13 protein-coding genes and 1 pseudogene are annotated in these 14,960 nt (G+C 61.6%); 10 read left to right on the top strand and 4 right to left on the bottom strand.

Annotated elements, in window-relative coordinates; all coding sequences use genetic code 11:
• Positions 1–6 precede the first annotated feature (6 nt).
• A pseudogene (locus RA21_RS18825) lies at positions 7–1,686 on the bottom strand (acyl-CoA synthetase).
• 300 nt (positions 1,687–1,986) lie between these two features.
• On the opposite strand from RA21_RS18825, the gene dusA reads away from it, so the two are divergent.
• The 3 genes from dusA to RA21_RS18810 all read left to right on the top strand — a co-directional run bounded on the left by dusA (position 1,987) and on the right by RA21_RS18810 (position 4,729).
• A complete protein-coding gene (gene dusA / locus RA21_RS18820) occupies positions 1,987–2,985 on the top strand; it encodes a tRNA dihydrouridine(20/20a) synthase DusA (protein ID WP_082009005.1) in 999 nt (332 codons plus the stop codon).
• An 87-nt stretch (positions 2,986–3,072) separates the two neighbouring features.
• Entirely contained in the window at positions 3,073–3,927 is an 855-nt protein-coding gene (locus RA21_RS18815; RefSeq protein ID WP_039151789.1) for a sulfite exporter TauE/SafE family protein, read from the top strand.
• Between the two features lie 4 nt (positions 3,928–3,931).
• Positions 3,932–4,729, top strand: coding sequence for a hypothetical protein (locus RA21_RS18810; protein WP_039151787.1), 798 nt, complete (start codon positions 3,932–3,934; stop codon positions 4,727–4,729).
• Positions 4,730–5,279: 550 nt separating this feature from the next.
• Here RA21_RS18810 and RA21_RS18805 read toward each other — a convergent pair.
• The 3 genes from RA21_RS18805 to ccmI are packed head-to-tail and all read right to left on the bottom strand — an operon-like array spanning position 5,280 to position 7,226.
• A complete protein-coding gene (locus RA21_RS18805) occupies positions 5,280–5,513 on the bottom strand; it encodes a DUF1289 domain-containing protein (protein ID WP_019295422.1) in 234 nt (77 codons plus the stop codon).
• Between the two features lie 4 nt (positions 5,514–5,517).
• On the bottom strand, positions 5,518–5,991 hold the full coding sequence (gene ruvX, locus RA21_RS18800; RefSeq protein ID WP_039151786.1) for a Holliday junction resolvase RuvX: 474 nt from the start codon (positions 5,989–5,991) through the stop codon (positions 5,518–5,520).
• Positions 5,988–7,226 (bottom strand): c-type cytochrome biogenesis protein CcmI, encoded by a 1,239-nt coding sequence (gene ccmI / locus RA21_RS18795; RefSeq protein ID WP_039151783.1) that lies wholly within the window; start codon positions 7,224–7,226, stop codon positions 5,988–5,990. Before ccmI ends, ruvX begins: the two co-directional genes overlap by 4 nt.
• A 188-nt stretch (positions 7,227–7,414) precedes the next feature.
• On the opposite strand from ccmI, the gene RA21_RS18790 reads away from it, so the two are divergent.
• The 7 genes from RA21_RS18790 (at position 7,415) to RA21_RS18760 (ending at position 14,713) form a co-directional block, all read left to right on the top strand.
• A complete protein-coding gene (locus RA21_RS18790; protein WP_039151781.1) occupies positions 7,415–8,659 on the top strand; it encodes a sarcosine oxidase subunit beta family protein in 1,245 nt (414 codons plus the stop codon).
• 33 nt (positions 8,660–8,692) lie between these two features.
• Positions 8,693–9,034, top strand: coding sequence for a sarcosine oxidase subunit delta (locus RA21_RS18785; RefSeq protein WP_039151779.1), 342 nt, complete (start codon positions 8,693–8,695; stop codon positions 9,032–9,034).
• Between the two features lie 49 nt (positions 9,035–9,083).
• A complete protein-coding gene (locus RA21_RS18780) occupies positions 9,084–12,116 on the top strand; it encodes a sarcosine oxidase subunit alpha family protein (RefSeq protein ID WP_039151777.1) in 3,033 nt (1,010 codons plus the stop codon).
• Positions 12,109–12,675, top strand: a complete 567-nt coding sequence (locus tag RA21_RS18775) for a sarcosine oxidase subunit gamma (RefSeq protein WP_039151775.1) — start codon at positions 12,109–12,111, stop codon at positions 12,673–12,675. Before RA21_RS18780 ends, RA21_RS18775 begins: the two co-directional genes overlap by 8 nt.
• Positions 12,676–12,860: 185 nt before the next feature.
• A complete protein-coding gene (locus RA21_RS18770; RefSeq protein WP_019295429.1) occupies positions 12,861–13,295 on the top strand; it encodes a hypothetical protein in 435 nt (144 codons plus the stop codon).
• Between the two features lie 81 nt (positions 13,296–13,376).
• On the top strand, positions 13,377–13,853 hold the full coding sequence (locus RA21_RS18765) for a hypothetical protein (protein ID WP_039151773.1): 477 nt from the start codon (positions 13,377–13,379) through the stop codon (positions 13,851–13,853).
• Between the two features lie 260 nt (positions 13,854–14,113).
• A complete protein-coding gene (locus tag RA21_RS18760; protein ID WP_019295431.1) occupies positions 14,114–14,713 on the top strand; it encodes a superoxide dismutase in 600 nt (199 codons plus the stop codon).
• Positions 14,714–14,960 lie beyond the last annotated feature (247 nt).

The following is a 14,960-nucleotide window of genomic DNA, read 5'->3' as shown; positions in this document are numbered from 1 at the left end:
GAGTGGTCAGGTCGTGATTTCCCTTGCCTGCTCGCGCAGCGCAAATTTCTGGATCTTGCCGGTCGAGGTTCTTGGAATATCCATGAACACGAACCTGCCCGGAACCTTGTAGGGCGCCAGACGGTCGCGGCACCAGCTGCGCGGGACTTCCGCGTCGGCCTCCTGGCCTTGAACCAGTTCAACAAAGGCGCAGGGAGTTTCGCCCCATTTTTTGTGCGGCATTGCCACAACGGCAGCAACCGCAACCGCCGGGTGGCGGTAAAGCGCCTCTTCGACCTCGATCGAGGAGATGTTCTCACCACCCGAGATGATGATGTCCTTTGACCTGTCCTTGAGCTGGATGTAGCCGTCAGGGTGCATGACACCCAGATCGCCGGAGTGGAACCAGCCGCCGGCAAAGGCTTTCTCGGTGGCTTTGGGATTGCGGAAATAGCCCTTCATCACGACGTTGCCGCGGAACATCACCTCGCCCATGGTCTGGCCGTCGCGCGGCACCGGCCGCATCGTCTCCGGGTCCAGCACATCCAGCTGTTCCAGCGGTAGGTAGCGCACGCCCTGGCGCGCCTTCAGTGCGGCCTGTTCGGCAGGCGGCAGATCCGACCAGCTATGGTGCCAGTCATTGACCACCGCAGGACCGTAGGTTTCCGTCGGCCATAAAGATGGGTCACATCAAAGCCTGCGGCCTTCATCTCTGCCAGCAGGCTTTCCGGCGGCGGCGCGGCGGCGGTGAAGAACTGCACCGGCTGGGAAAGTTCACGCTTGGCTTCTGCGGGTGCCGAGATCAGCAGCGACATCACGATGGGGGCGCCGCACAGGTGGGTCACGCCCTCGTCCGCCAGGGCGTTCCAGATCGGTTCGGCCCGCACCTGCCGCAAGCACACATGGGTGCCTGCGATGGCGGACAGTGTCCATGGGAAGCACCAGCCGTTGCAGTGGAACATCGGCAGGGTCCAGAGATAGACCGCGTGTTTCTGCATCGACGTGGTCAGCGCGTTGCCCTGCGCGAGCAGATAGGCGCCCCGGTGGTGCGAAACCACGCCCTTGGGGTCGCCGGTGGTGCCGGAGGTGTAGTTGATCGAGATCGCATCCCATTCGTCCTCCGGCATCAGCCAGGCGAATTCCGGGTTGCCGCGGGTCAGAAACACCTCGTAGTCGGCGGCCTCCGAATCTGCCGGCACACCGTCATACTCTGGGTCATCATACTGGATCAGAACCGGCGAGACCGTGGCAAGCGCCAGCGCCTCTTGCATCAGCGGCATGAATTCCCGGTCCACGATTACCAATTTCGACATCGCGTGGTCGAGCTGGAACGCAATCACCGCTGCATCCAGCCTTGTGTTGATCGAATGCAGCACCGCGCCGCACATAGGCACGCCGTAATGGCACTCAAGCATCGCCGGGGTATTAGGTAGCACCGCCGACACGGTATCGCCGCGGCGGATGCCGTTCTTGGCCAAGGCCGAGGCCAGCCGCCGCGACCGCGCAAAAAACTCCGCGTAGCTGCGCCGCAGGGACTCATGCACAATCGCCGTGCGGTCCGGAAAGGCGCTGGCGGCGCATTCCAGGAAGGTCAGCGGCGTCAGCGGCTGATAGTTTGCGGGGGGGCAGACCGGTGTTGTACGGGTTGTCCGTCCTTATCTTATAGCTCCTGCCATTGAGCAAGTTCTGCAACAAAGCCGAGCACATCCATCGAGCTGTTCTTGCTACTGGTCATGGAATTCATCCCATCTTGATTTCGATGATAAGGAATTCGGTTCGCGCGCACGAAAAGTTTTTGGGGTTTGATAGCCGAATTCCGAAGGAAACACGGAAGATGGAACCGGAGGTGCCCGGGCCAGGAACCAGCTGCATTGGCGCCGCTGTTTGTAAGCCTCGGATGTGCTACACCGTAGCACGCTCGAATCGAGAACCCCCGAAATCCGCGGAAAACCGGCGAAATCGGGGGAATAGTGCTACGGGGCCAAAAAAAGGTCATATGGAGTTAACGTGTCGAAAAATAACGCACAAAAAGCAGCGCGTTTGAGCGTGGCACCCATGATGGACTGGACCGACCGGCACTGTCGCTATCTGCACCGGCTGTTGAGCCGGGAGACGCTGCTGTATACCGAGATGGTTACGGCGCCGGCGCTGGTCCGGGGCCAGGCGCTGCATTTGCTGGAGTTCAACCCTGAGGAGCATCCTGTGGCGCTGCAGCTGGGCGGCTCCGATCCGCAGGAACTGGCAGAGGCGGCGCGGCTGGGGGCTGATGCGGGGTATGACGAAATCAACCTCAACTGCGGCTGCCCTAGCGACCGGGTGCAATCCGGGGCCTTTGGTGCGGTGCTGATGCAGACGCCGGAACTGGTGGCCGATTGTGTGGCTGCCATGCGCGAAGCGGTGGATGTGGAAGTCACCGTCAAATGCCGTATTGGCGTGGATGAGCAGGAGCCGGAACAGGTGCTGCCGGATTTCCTGGAGAAGATCCGCGCGGCTGGCTGCAAGCGGGTCACCATCCATGCCCGCAAGGCCTGGTTGCAGGGGCTGTCGCCCAAGGAGAACCGGGACATCCCGCCGCTCGATTATGATCTGGTGCACCGGATGAAGGCGGCGTTTCCGGACCTGCATGTCTCGATCAACGGCGGCATTGCCACGCTGGCGGAGGCTAAGACGCATTTGGAGCGCGGGCTTGACGGGGTGATGGTGGGCCGGGCGGCCTATCACCAGCCTGCCGATTTGCTGTGCGCGGCGGATTCTGAGATATACGGCACCGGCGCGGTGAGCGATGCGGGCGAGGCGGTGCGGCAGATGCTGCCCTATATCGAGGCGAGGCTCAGCGAGGGCGCCAAACTGAACCAGATCACCCGGCATATGCTGGGGCTGTTTGCGGGCAAGCCGGGCGCGCGGCAGTGGCGGCGGATGCTGTCCGAGGGCGCCTGCCGGGCGGGTGCCGGGCCGGAACTGGTCCTGGACGCGCTGGCGCAGGTGGAGAACCGCGCGGCGGCGTGACGCGGCGCCTCATGCGCGAGTGTCTTGTGCAAGCGGGCTGCGGCGGCTAACCCTTTGCCGCAGACGCAAAAGCCCGAGGTGCCCCAGATGAACGATCCTGCCGTGACCGCTGCCTTGCTGGCGGAGCCTGCGCTGCTGATGCAAATGGCAGGGCTTCTGGTGGTGATTGGCGCCTTTGCGGGCGTGCTGGCTGGCCTTCTGGGGGTTGGCGGCGGCATCGTGCTGGTGCCTGCGTTTTTCTATGCCTTCCAGACCCTTGGTTATGGCGGCGACCAGCTGATGCAGATTTGCCTGGCGACCTCTTTGGCGACCATCATCGTGACCTCGCTGCGTTCTGTCATGAGCCACAACAAGAAGGGCGCGGTGGATTGGGAGATCCTGCGTACCTGGGGGATTGGCATTACGTTGGGCGCGGTTGTCGGCGTTCTAGCTGCTTCCGCCCTGCGCTCTACCGTGCTGCAAGGCGTGTTCGGTGGGCTGGCGCTGGTGATTGGCTGCTACCTTGGCCTGGGGCGTTCGGAATGGAGACTGGCCGAAGCCATGCCAAAGGGCGGCAAGCGCGCGGCGCTATCTCCTGCGGTCGGGTTCCTTTCGGTGCTGATGGGGATTGGCGGCGGCAGCTTCGGGGTGCCGCTGATGACCCTGCACGGAGTTGCCGTGCACCGGGCGGTGGCGACCGCCGCCGGCTTTGGCGTGATCATCGCGGTACCTTCTGTGGCGGGCTTTCTGCTGCTGAACGTCGACCCTGCAACCAAGCCGCCCTTCACCATCGGCGCGGTCAATCTGGTGGCGTTCTTCATCGTTATCGCCATGACGCTGATTACAGCGCCGTGGGGCGTGAAACTGGCCCATGCGATGGACCCCAAGCCGCTGAAGCGGGTGTTCGGGGCGTTTCTGGTGCTGGTGGCACTGAACATGCTGCGCAAGGCTTTCGGGTACTAAGACAATGAATGAGCAGTTCGAACAGTTTCAGGACAAGGGCTGGGTGCGCTTTTCCCATGACTCGCAGGTCGCCGCGTGGGCGGCGGATGCGTTGCGTCACGGCATCCGGTCTCTGGATGACCCGGCCTGCGCCGAGTGGTTTCAGTGCGAGCGCACTTGGTTCATCGGCGTCGATGCGCTGCCCAATGATGCCGCCGGGCGTTTGCCGGACGGGCCGCCGCTGGCGGGGGCGCCGGTGGAGTTCATCACGCAGAACCTTGGCCCGATCCCCGAGTTGCACCGGGCGCAGGTGTCCTCGGTCTTTCCCGGTTATCCGCGCCCGCGCCCCGGTGAGGGCGAGGCCGCCTTCCGCTACCGCATCAAACGCGATGCGGCGCATGTGGACGGGGTGAAAATGTACGGCGAGCACCGCCGCCGCAAGGTGGAGGAGCCGCATGCCTGGGTGCTGGGCATCCCGCTGAACGAAAGCAGTCCCGATGCTTCGCCCCTGGTGATCTGGGAGGGCAGCCACAGGATCATGCGCCGCGCCTTTGCTGCTGCGTTTGAGGGGGTATCGCCTGCGGACTGGGCGGATGTGGATGTGACCTACGCCTACACGGCTGCCCGCGCCGAAGTGTTCGAGACCTGCCCGCGGATCACGGTGCACGCCAAACCCGGTGAGTCCTACCTGATGCACCGGCTGTGCCTGCATGGGGTTGCGCCCTGGAGCGAGGGGGCAAGCGCGCCGGAAGAGGGACGGATGATTGCGTACTTCCGGCCAGAGCTGTTGGATTGGACCACGGGATGGCTGGCGGAAGGGTAGCTGGTCTTTTCAATGTGTTAAACGTCAATTCTAAGGAATGCATTTCGAATGAAGAGGGTAGTTCTTCCATTCTTGTTTTTTGTGGCTGTTGTGCTCCTCGCATACCAATCTTTGATAGCGTGGGATGTTCGAAACGTCCGAAATTTTCATAGTTCTTACAGTGGTCTGTTGAAGGACGCGTCGGTTCTCAGTTGCCTTACTAAGGATGCCTTGGTCGAGGCTTCTAAAGCGAGGGGCTGGGAATACGAAGACAATCGACAGCCTCCGTACCGGTCTGGGGCACCTGATGAGTTTGTGTTGGCACTAAGAGTGTTTGTGAAACCCCAATTGAATTTTGCGAAGGAAGCCGGCGTTATGTTTTTCTTTGATAATGCAGGCTGCTTGATTGGATAGGAGCCTTTTGCAGGTCCTTCCACAGAAGTTGCCAAACGTTGAGAAGTGCATCTTTGAAAGAAAGGTCAGCAATCCTGCCTAAATGTTTCGCGCGCGAAACATTGGGTCAGTGCTTATTCCGCATGATTGACAAGCGGTTACCTCACCGCGCGCCGCGTTAGCTGCGTTTTAACCTCGCGCCGCGGCCGCCGCGGCGCTTGACCAGTTTGCTGGCGCGCTCCGGCAAGTCGTTCATGATACCGGCGCGCTCCTCGTTGGTCATTTTCGACCAGTCGCGGATTTCGTCGATGGAGCGGTAGCATCCGGTGCAGATGCGGGCCTCGGGGTGGACGACGCAGATCTTGATGCAGGGGGACTGGATCTCGTCCCGTTTCCAAACGTCGTCAGTCATCAGTTCACCCGTTCTTCAAATGCCGCATCCGGTCCAATGCGCCTTGCAAGATATAGGAGGCCGCGACGTGGTCGATAACCTCTGCGCGGCGTTTGCGTGTCGTATCTGCTTCAAGAAGCGCTTTTTCTGCTGCCACAGTGCTGAGGCGCTCATCCCAGAAGGAGATTGGCAGATCGGTGAGCTGGCCCAGATTGCGGGCAAAGGCGCGGGTGGATTGGCAGCGCGGCCCCTCTGTGCCGTCCATGTTGCGGGGCAGGCCGAGGAGGATGCCGCTGATGTCGCGGGCTTGGATGATTTCCAGCAGGCGGGCAGCGTCTGCCGAGAACTTCTTGCGCTTTACGGTTTCCAGGGGTGTCGCCACAGCGCCGATGCGGTCGGAGACAGCGACGCCAATGGTCTTGGTGCCCAGGTCCAGCCCTATCAGCGAGTGCATCGGAGGCAGGGCGGCGGCGAAGTCTTCAAAGGCGTCGTGGATCATTCTGTCAGTCCTGCCTGGGCGGCGATGGTTTCCAAGAGCGCCAGGGCTTCTACGTCGGCCTCAAAGGCGCCGCGGGCCTCGTCATAGACGGTGCGGGCGCGCTCGGTCTCGCCAAGCACCGACAGGGCGCCGATCAGGCGGGCCCATTCCTCAGCGCTGCCGCCCTCGGTTGCCAGCCGGTCCGACAGGCGGGTGACCATGCCGCGGATCATTTCCTGCTGTTCTTCGGGGCTGAGTTCGCTGGCAGACGACATCTCCTCGGCGCTGGGGCCGGGCAGGGCAGGGGCGGTGCCGCCGCCGGGGGTGATCGGGCGGTATTCGACACCGGCGCGGAAAGCCATTTCCTCGATCTGTCCCTGAATGCCCTTGACCCACAGGGCATCCGCCGGTCCGTCGCGCAGGGTAGCGGCCCATTCGCGGTAGGCAAGGTCCGGGCGGCCGATCTGGCCCAGCATCAGGCCCCAGTAATAGCGGGCAGGTCCGTGTGTGGGGTCAATGGCGCGGGCTTTTTGCAGGTCGGTCTGCGCCTCGGGCGAGACATAGCCGCCGGCCGCCATGATCTTGAGCTCGGCAAGTTCGGTGAAGTCGCGGGCGTTCACCTTGCCTTCGGCCAGGCGGATGTAGTTGGTCTTGGCCTCATAGGCGGCCTTGAAGTTGCCGAGGTTAGCCTCGTGCTGGGCCAGCAGCGCTTGGCCGCGGGCGTCATCTTCGCGCTCGCCTGCGGTTTTGCGCAGCTGTTCGACCAGTTTAAGGTAGCCCTCTTCCACTTGCGGGTTTTCAATCGCCGGAACATCGGCTTCCGCTTCAGCCTGCGAGGGGCGATTTTCGGCGCGCTCGCCCGCCAGGCGGATACGGTCCTGCAGGCCCAGGTCGCCATAACCCGGTGCGCCCAGCTGCCAGTACAGGCCCAAAGTGCCGCCGGTGACCAGCACTGCGGTGGTGATGGCAAAGCCAAGCGACAGGGCGCGGGGCTGGGCGGGGCCGGACTTGCGCTTTTGCAGCTGCGTGTCAGCGGCCAGAATGCGGCGCGATATCTCGGTGCGGATGCGCTCTGCGTCGCTTTCGGCGATGACGCCGCGGGCCAGATCCTTGTCAACCTCGCGCAATTGCTGGCGGTAGACACGCAGGTCGTAAGCCGCGGCAGGTTCGCCTTGCTCACGGGCGCGAATGATGATCATTGCCAGCAGCAGCGCGGCCGCAAAGGCGATGAGGGCGGTGACTGTCCAGAAAATCATGCCGTCTCCGAAGTTTGGTTTTCATCTATATGCGGGGCGGGGCGAACAAAAGAGCCAATCTGCCGCGGGATGCTGCAATGCGTCATTTCGATATGTCGCAATAACGCAGAAACAGGGCGATAAACGGCACTGGTCAGCCATGCGTTTCGGGCATACCCGCTATCAGACACGAACCATCGGATTCGCTCATGAAACGCTATTCAGTCTTTGCTGTCGCGCGGGAAGCCCTGCGCTATCACACCGGATGGGAGCGCGCTTGGCGCTCGCCGGAACCCAAACGCCACTACGATGTCGTCATCGTGGGTGCGGGCGGGCATGGCCTCGCCACTGCCTACTACCTGGGAAAAAACTTCGGCATTACCAATGTCGCAATCATCGAGAAAGGCTGGCTGGGTGGCGGCAATACGGGCCGGAACACCACCATCATCCGCTCGAACTACCTGCAGGATCCCTCGGCTGCGATCTATGAAAAGGCGCGCAGCCTGTATGAGACCATGTCGCAGGACCTGAACTACAACGTGATGTTCAGCCCGCGCGGCGTGATCATGCTGGCCCAGACCGAGCATGAGATCCGCGGCTACAAGCGCACCGCGCATGCCAACCAGCAGCAGGGTGTGCAGACCGAGTGGATCAGCCCCGAACGCGTCAAGGAGATCGTGCCGATCATCAACCTGCATGGGCCCCGTTACCCCGTGCTGGGCGGTCTCTATCAGGAACGCGGCGGCACTGCCCGCCACGACGCTGTGGCCTGGGGTTATGCGCGTGCGTGCTCCGACATGGGCATGGATATCATCCAGAAGTGTGAAGTCACCGGCGTGCGCGTTGAAAACGGCCGCACAGTGGGTGTCGACACCACCAAAGGCCCGATCGACTGCGACAAGATCGGCATGATCGTTGCGGGCAACGCCTCCGTTCTGTCGGAAATGGCGGGCTTCCGTCTGCCGATGGAATCCGTTGCCCTGCAGGCGATGGTGTCCGAGCCGATCAAGCCCTGCATGGACGTGGTTGTGATGGCCAACACCGTGCACGGCTACATGTCCCAGTCCGACAAGGGCGAGATGGTCATCGGCGGCGGCACCGACGGGTTCAACAACTACACCCAGCGCGGCAGCTTCCACCATATCGAGGAAACCGTGCGCGCCCTGGTCGAAACCTTCCCGATGGTCAGCCGCCTGAAGATGCTGCGCCAGTGGGGCGGTATCGTGGATGTGACCGGCGACCGCTCGCCGATCATTTCCAAGACCCCGGTTCAGAACTGCTTCATCAACTGCGGCTGGGGCACCGGCGGCTTTAAGTCGATCCCGGGCTCGGGCTGGGCGATGGCAGAGCTGATGGCCACCGGCCACTCGCCGCTGACCGAGGAGTTCTCGATCAACCGCTTCAAAGAAGGCAAGTTCATCGACGAGAGCGTCGCCGCCGGTGTGGCGCACTAACGCCGCAAAATTCAATACTGTGGAGCAAGCACAATGCTGATCCTTGAATGCCCCTATTGCGGCGTCAAAGCCGAAGAAACCGAACTGGCCGCGGGCGGCGAAGCGCACCTGAAGCGCTATGGCCCCGGTTCCTCGGATGATGAGTTCCATGACTACCTGTTCATGCGCGAAAACCCCAAAGGCGTTCACTTTGAACGCTGGCGCCATGCCAACGGCTGCGGCAAGTGGTTTCACGCCGCCCGCTGCACCATGACGCTGGAGGTCTTTGGCACCTATACCGCACAGACCAGCGTTCCGACGCAGGAGATCCTGGAAAAGATCGCTGCCAAACGCCCGGGCTGGGCCTGGCGCGAATTTGCGGACGGCAAGAAATGAACCTCCGCCTGATTGAAACACCCGCTTTTCTCTTGAAAGGTCTGCGCCCATGAGCACGCGTCTTGCCAAACACGGCCGGCTGATCGACCGCTCCAAACAGATCGCCTTCACCTTCAACGGTAAATCCATGCAGGGTTTTGCCGGCGATACCCTGGCGTCCGCACTGCTGGCCAACGGCCAGGTGATGATGGGCCGCTCGTTCAAATACCACCGCCCGCGCGGCGTTGTCGCATCCGGCTCGGAAGAGCCCAACGCGCTGATGCAGCTGGGTGTGGGCGACCGCTACGAGCCGAACCAGCGCGCCACCACCACCGAGCTGTTCTCGGGTCTGACCGCGCAGTCGCAGAACCACTGGCCGAGCCTGGAGTTCGACGTTCTGGCGGTGAACAACAAGCTGTCGCGCTTCCTGACTGCCGGCTTCTACTACAAGATGTTCATCCATCCGCGTCCGCTGTGGAAACACGTCTATGAGCCGATCATCCGGAAGTCCGCCGGTCTGGGCGCAGCCCCTGACAAGGAACTGAAGGACGCTGACGCATACGAGCACTTCTACTTCTTTGCAGATGTGCTGGTCATCGGCGGCGGCGTTGCCGGCCTGCAGGCGGCCAAGGCGGCTGCGGCCTCCGGCGCCAAGGTTCTGGTGCTGGAGCAGAACAGCCACTGGGGCGGCCGTGCGCCGGTTGACGGCGGCACCATCGACGGCGAAGCGCCGGAGGTCTGGATCGAAAAGACCCTGGAAGAGCTGCGCGGCATGGACAACGTCACCCTGCGCGACCGCTGCATGGGTTCCGGCGTTTATGACCACGGCTATGCCCTGGGCTATGAGCGCCTGACCGACCACGCACCGGGGCAGGGCGGTCCGCGCCATCGCCTGTGGCGGATCCGTGCATCCCAGATCGTCACCGCAACCGGTGCGATCGAGCGTCCGCTGTCCTTTGCCGGTAACGACGTTCCCGGCGTGATGCTGGCGGCCTCGATGCGCGACTATGTGGTGAACTGGGGCATCAACCCGGGCCAGAAGGTCGTGGTTGCCACCAACAACGACGATGCCTATCGCACTGCGCTGGTGCTGCATGAGGCTGGCGTCGAAGTGGTCCGCGTGGTCGACACCCGCGAAACTGGCGGCGGCGCGCTGATGGAAGCTGTCCGCGAAAAGGGCATCCGGGTTGAACTGGGCCGTGCCATCGCCAAGGTGAAGGACGGCAAATGCGTGACCGAGGTCGCCATCTGCGCCCAGAACGGCGAAGGCGGCGCGCGTGAGACCGTGCAGGCCGATGCGGTCGCCATGTCCGGCGGCTGGTCTCCTGTGGTCCACCTGTGGTCCCATTGCGGCGGCAAGCTGATCTGGGACGAAGTGAACGCCAATTTCCGCCCCGATGCCTCCCGTCCGCCGCTGGGCCACGACGGCAACGGCTTTGTGGTGCCTGCTGGTGCCGCAAACGGCGAGTTCGGCCTGGGCGCGCTGCTGGAAGATGCAGCTGCGGCTGGCGCGAAAGCAGCTGAAGCGGCCGGATTCCCGGCGAAATCCGTGGCGGCTGCCAAGGGCGAGTCCGAAGCGGAAGCGCAGATGGAAGCAGTGTGGCTGATGCCTGCCAAGGCAGACATCAAGCTGCGCATGAAGTCCTGGCTGGACTATCAGAACGACGTGAAAGTGTCGGACGTGCAGCTGGCGGCCCGCGAAGGCTATGAGAGCGTCGAGCACACCAAGCGTTACACCACGCTGGGTATGGCCACCGACCAGGGCAAGCTTTCGAACATCAACGGCCTGGCCATTCTGGCCGACAGCCTGAACTCGGAAATCCCGCAGGTTGGCACCACCACCTTCCGTCCGCCGTACCACCCGATCTCGCTGGGCGCGATCGCTGGTGAGGCACGGGCCGAGATCTTCCAGCCGGTGCGCAAGACACCGATCTACGACTGGTTCGACAAGAACGGCGCTGATTGGGAACCGGTTGGCCAGTGGCGCCGCCCGTTCTCCATCAACAAGCCGGGCGAGGACCGTCATGCAGCGGTGAACCGCGAGGTGAAGAACACCCGCGAGAACCTCGGCCTGCTGGACGCCTCGACGCTGGGCAAGCTGGTGGTCAAAGGCCCCGACGCAGGCAAGTTTCTGGACATGCTGTACACCAACATGATGTCGACGCTGAAGCCGGGCAAATGCCGCTATGGCCTGATGTGCACCGAAAACGGCTTCCTGATGGACGACGGTGTGGTTGCCCGCATCGACGAGGACACCTTCCTGTGCCACACAACTACCGGCGGTGCCGAGCGCATCCATGGCTGGATGGAAGAGTGGCTGCAGACCGAATGGTGGGACATGAAGGTCTACGTAGCCAACGTGACCGAACAGTACGCCCAGATCGCTGTGGTCGGCCCCAACGCCCGCAAGGTGCTGGAGAAGCTGAATGCGGCAGCAGGCGGCGGCATGGATGTCTCGAAAGAGGCGCTGCCGTTCATGGAATGGCGTGACGGCAAGATCGGCGAGTTTGACGCCCGGGCTTACCGGATCTCCTTCTCGGGTGAGCTGTCCTACGAGATCGCGGTTGCGGCCTCCGAAGGCCAGGCGTTCTGGGATGCGCTGATGGAAGCAGGCAAGGAATTCGGAGTCATGCCGTACGGCACCGAGACCCTGCACATCCTGCGCGCCGAGAAGGGCTTCATCATGATCGGCGACGAGACCGATGGCACCGTGATCCCGCAGGATCTGGGTTTGCACTGGGCGCTGTCGAAGAAGAAGGAAGACTACCTGGGCAAACGCGCGCAGCAGCGTTCGCACATGGTTGATCCGGACCGCTGGCAGCTGGTTGGCCTGGAAACCGTCGACGGTTCGGTGCTGCCTGACGGCGCCTATGCCCTGGGTGAAGGCGTCAACGCCAACGGCCAGCGTAACATGATCGGCCGGGTCACCTCGACCTATCACTCCGCGACCCTGGGCCGCGGCATCGCCATGGGCCTGGTCAAGCATGGTCCCAAGCGGATGGGCGAAGTGATCGAGTTCCCCGGCACTGACGGCAAGACCTACAAAGCCAAGATCGTTGATCCGGTCTTCTACGATAAGGATGGAGAGAAGCAGAATGTCTAAGGCTGTTTCCGTACTAAGCGGCGCCCGTTTCTCGGGTCTGGCCACCGTCGAGGATGCCGGTCTGCAGGGTATGATCACCCTGCGCGGCGATCTGGGTTCATCGGCGCTGAAGGCGGCTGTCAAAGCCGCCACCGGCGCCGAGGTTCCGGCACAGGGCTCCATCTCGGTTGCCGAAAACGGCGCCGCTGCGTGGATGTCCCCGGACGAACTGCTGCTGCTGGTTCCCTATGAGGATGCAGTTGCCAAGACCGCGGAAGTGGCCGAGGCGCTGAAAGGCGAGCATGCTCTGGCTGTAAACGTCTCCGACGCCCGTGCCTTCTTCCGCCTGTCGGGCGAGGGTGCGCGCGAGGTTCTGGGCAAGGTGAGCCCGGTGGACTTTGACGCTGCGGCCTTCAAACCGGGCCAGTTCCGCCGCTCGCGCCTGGCCCAGGTGGCAGGCGCCTTCTGGTTGAACGACGACGGCAACTTCTACATCGTCTGCTTCCGCTCGGTTGGTGAATATGTGTTCAAACTGCTGAGCGCAGGGGCGCATCCGCAAAGTAAAGTGGGTGTTTACTAAAATTATCACTCGCTTTCTGCTTGTGACGCCTTTGCGCGTCATTTACGGTGTCCTGGAGACCTTCCAGGGCACCTTTTTTTTGCCCGTTCCCGGAATGTCTCCTTTTGCGCATTTTGCAAGCGGTTGAACTCTGGCTGTTTCCTTGGGGGGAGGTGGCTGCGTGACGATGTTTCGGGGGGCTGCCCATGGGTCTGCGGTTTTGCGGGTTCTTTGCACTTGTACTAACGCTTGGAGGTGCCGCGGCTATCGCGGGGCCCGGCTTTCGCTGCAGCCTGAAACCGATTTCCGGAACAGAGTGGATTCCCAGCCGTTTCAGCCTGAAGTTCGCGGATGACTTCAGCGGCGCTGTGATCACCGATATGGTCTTTGGCGTGACGGTCAATGCTAGGGTGATGCAGCACAGTGAAACCTCTTATATGCTGAATTGGGCGTTGCCGAAACTGGCTGTCGGTGGAGACGCTGGACGGCCCAAGCCTCGATTCCGGGCGATTTTGAACACTGCGAACCACAAAATGAGCATCAAGGCAGAGCGCAGCGGTCAGGATGGGGTACTGCCACGTGGACAGGGTCATTGCGAAATGCTCCGCAGCCTGTCTTTGCTGGCTCAGAACGAAGGCTGACCTGCTGGCTTAGCTGGCACGCGTGAATTGCGTCGCATTGATATCGCAATAGTAGAAAACGTGTTCTTTTGACGTTAGAATATGCTTGCCTTTCTTTTCTTCGGCTGCAAACAACCCCGGGATGAATTTGGAGAAAAACAGATGCTACGTTTTGCACTTTCCGGGATAGCAGCTTCCGTCAGCTTCGCGGGGCAGGTGGCCTTTGCCGAGACGGTTTATGATTGTGAGATCAAAGCCTTCACCAACAATGGCTGGATTGCACCTAGGGTCATCGTGATGTGGAACGATGAGGATGAGTCGGCAAAGATTTATGATGGTTTCATTCACGAACTTGTTGGTGAGCCTCTTGAGGCACGCGTTGAACGGCGCAATGAGATTTCCTACAACTTGGACTGGCGTGTAAATGATATCCCGGTCGGCAACGCCAGAACCAAAGTGGATGGTTTGTACACCGGGGTTCTCAATATGAAGCAGAACACCCTGTCGATCCGTGGCGTGATCACCGGCTACGAAAACCTGCCGCGCGGGCGGGGTAAGTGCAAGGTCAAGAAGGGCTAAACAGTTCGGAACCAGAATTGCAAGGTCCGCGGATAATGTCGCACGGCAATGCGAGCTCATCCTTTGGTGGACAATATGCGCGCTAACAAGGTCTGTTGCTGCTTGAAGACTGTTCAGCATTGAGACCTGGAATTCTTGGTAGCCACTAGTTTTTTGCACATGGGTCCTGCGGTGTTTTCACGCCTAGGCCCCTTGACCTGATAGCGCGCACACCGCATGTATCTGCGCAGGAACGCAAACTTATTTCACAGGGGGCCAAAATGGCTTTTGAACTTCCCGATCTTCCTTATGCACACGACGCCCTGGCCGCCAAAGGCATGTCGGCGGAAACCCTGGAATACCACCACGATCTGCACCACAAGGCCTATGTCGACAACGGCAACAAGCTGATTGCCGGCACTGAGTGGGACGGCAAGTCGATGGAAGAGATCATCAAAGGCACTTATGACGCCGGCGCGGTTGCCCAGAACGGCATCTTCAACAACATCTCCCAGCTGTGGAACCACAACCAGTTCTGGGAAATGATGGGCCCGGGTGAAAGCAAAATGCCGGGTGAACTGGAGAAAGCTCTGGTGGAATCCTTCGGCTCGGTCGATGAGTTCAAATCGCAGTTCTCCGCCGCTGGCGCGGGCCAGTTCGGCTCCGGCTGGGCCTGGCTGGTCAAGAACGCTGACGGCTCGCTGGCAGTGACCAAGACCGAAAACGGCGTCAACCCGCTGTGCTTCAACCAGACCGCGCTGCTGGGCTGCGATGTGTGGGAGCACTCCTACTACATCGATTTCCGCAACAAGCGCCCGGCTTATCTGTCGAACTTCCTCGACAACCTGGTGAACTGGGAAAACGTCGCCTCGCGCATGTAAGGCACATGCCGCATATTGGCTTATTCAGGCCCGCCGGAGATCTCCGGCGGGCTTTTTCGTGTGGCTTCGACGCGTTTTTTGCCCGGAACGCGGGCGGGGTTTCGTGCGTTGGTCCGGTGTACGAGAGGAGGACCATTATGGCTGAACGCAAGAGGTCCATGGACGGACACCAGGAAACCAAAGACATACTGGGCGAAAAGGGCAGCGTCTCTCATGGCGGGCGCACCGGCGGGGGGGCGGGCCCCGG

The organism is Leisingera sp. ANG-DT (genome assembly GCF_000813785.1).
Lineage (GTDB): Bacteria > Pseudomonadota > Alphaproteobacteria > Rhodobacterales > Rhodobacteraceae > Leisingera.
This window is presented reverse-complemented; position numbering and strand designations above follow the sequence as displayed.

Excerpts from the sequence above, each read along its gene's own strand:
- RA21_RS18785 (WP_039151779.1), top strand. The coding sequence starts at position 8,693 with ATGCTGATCCTTGAATGCCCCTATTGCGGCGTCAAAGCCGAAGAAACC.
- RA21_RS18775 (WP_039151775.1), top strand. The coding sequence starts at position 12,109 with ATGTCTAAGGCTGTTTCCGTACTAAGCGGCGCCCGTTTCTCGGGTCTG.
- RA21_RS18770 (WP_019295429.1), top strand. The coding sequence starts at position 12,861 with ATGGGTCTGCGGTTTTGCGGGTTCTTTGCACTTGTACTAACGCTTGGA.
- RA21_RS18780 (WP_039151777.1), top strand. The coding sequence starts at position 9,084 with ATGAGCACGCGTCTTGCCAAACACGGCCGGCTGATCGACCGCTCCAAA.
- ccmI (WP_039151783.1), bottom strand. The coding sequence starts at position 7,226 with ATGATTTTCTGGACAGTCACCGCCCTCATCGCCTTTGCGGCCGCGCTG.
- RA21_RS18815 (WP_039151789.1), top strand. The coding sequence starts at position 3,073 with ATGAACGATCCTGCCGTGACCGCTGCCTTGCTGGCGGAGCCTGCGCTG.
- RA21_RS18810 (WP_039151787.1), top strand. The coding sequence starts at position 3,932 with ATGAATGAGCAGTTCGAACAGTTTCAGGACAAGGGCTGGGTGCGCTTT.
- RA21_RS18765 (WP_039151773.1), top strand. The coding sequence starts at position 13,377 with ATGCTTGCCTTTCTTTTCTTCGGCTGCAAACAACCCCGGGATGAATTT.
- RA21_RS18805 (WP_019295422.1), bottom strand. The coding sequence starts at position 5,513 with ATGACTGACGACGTTTGGAAACGGGACGAGATCCAGTCCCCCTGCATC.
- RA21_RS18760 (WP_019295431.1), top strand. The coding sequence starts at position 14,114 with ATGGCTTTTGAACTTCCCGATCTTCCTTATGCACACGACGCCCTGGCC.
- RA21_RS18790 (WP_039151781.1), top strand. The coding sequence starts at position 7,415 with ATGAAACGCTATTCAGTCTTTGCTGTCGCGCGGGAAGCCCTGCGCTAT.
- ruvX (WP_039151786.1), bottom strand. The coding sequence starts at position 5,991 with ATGATCCACGACGCCTTTGAAGACTTCGCCGCCGCCCTGCCTCCGATG.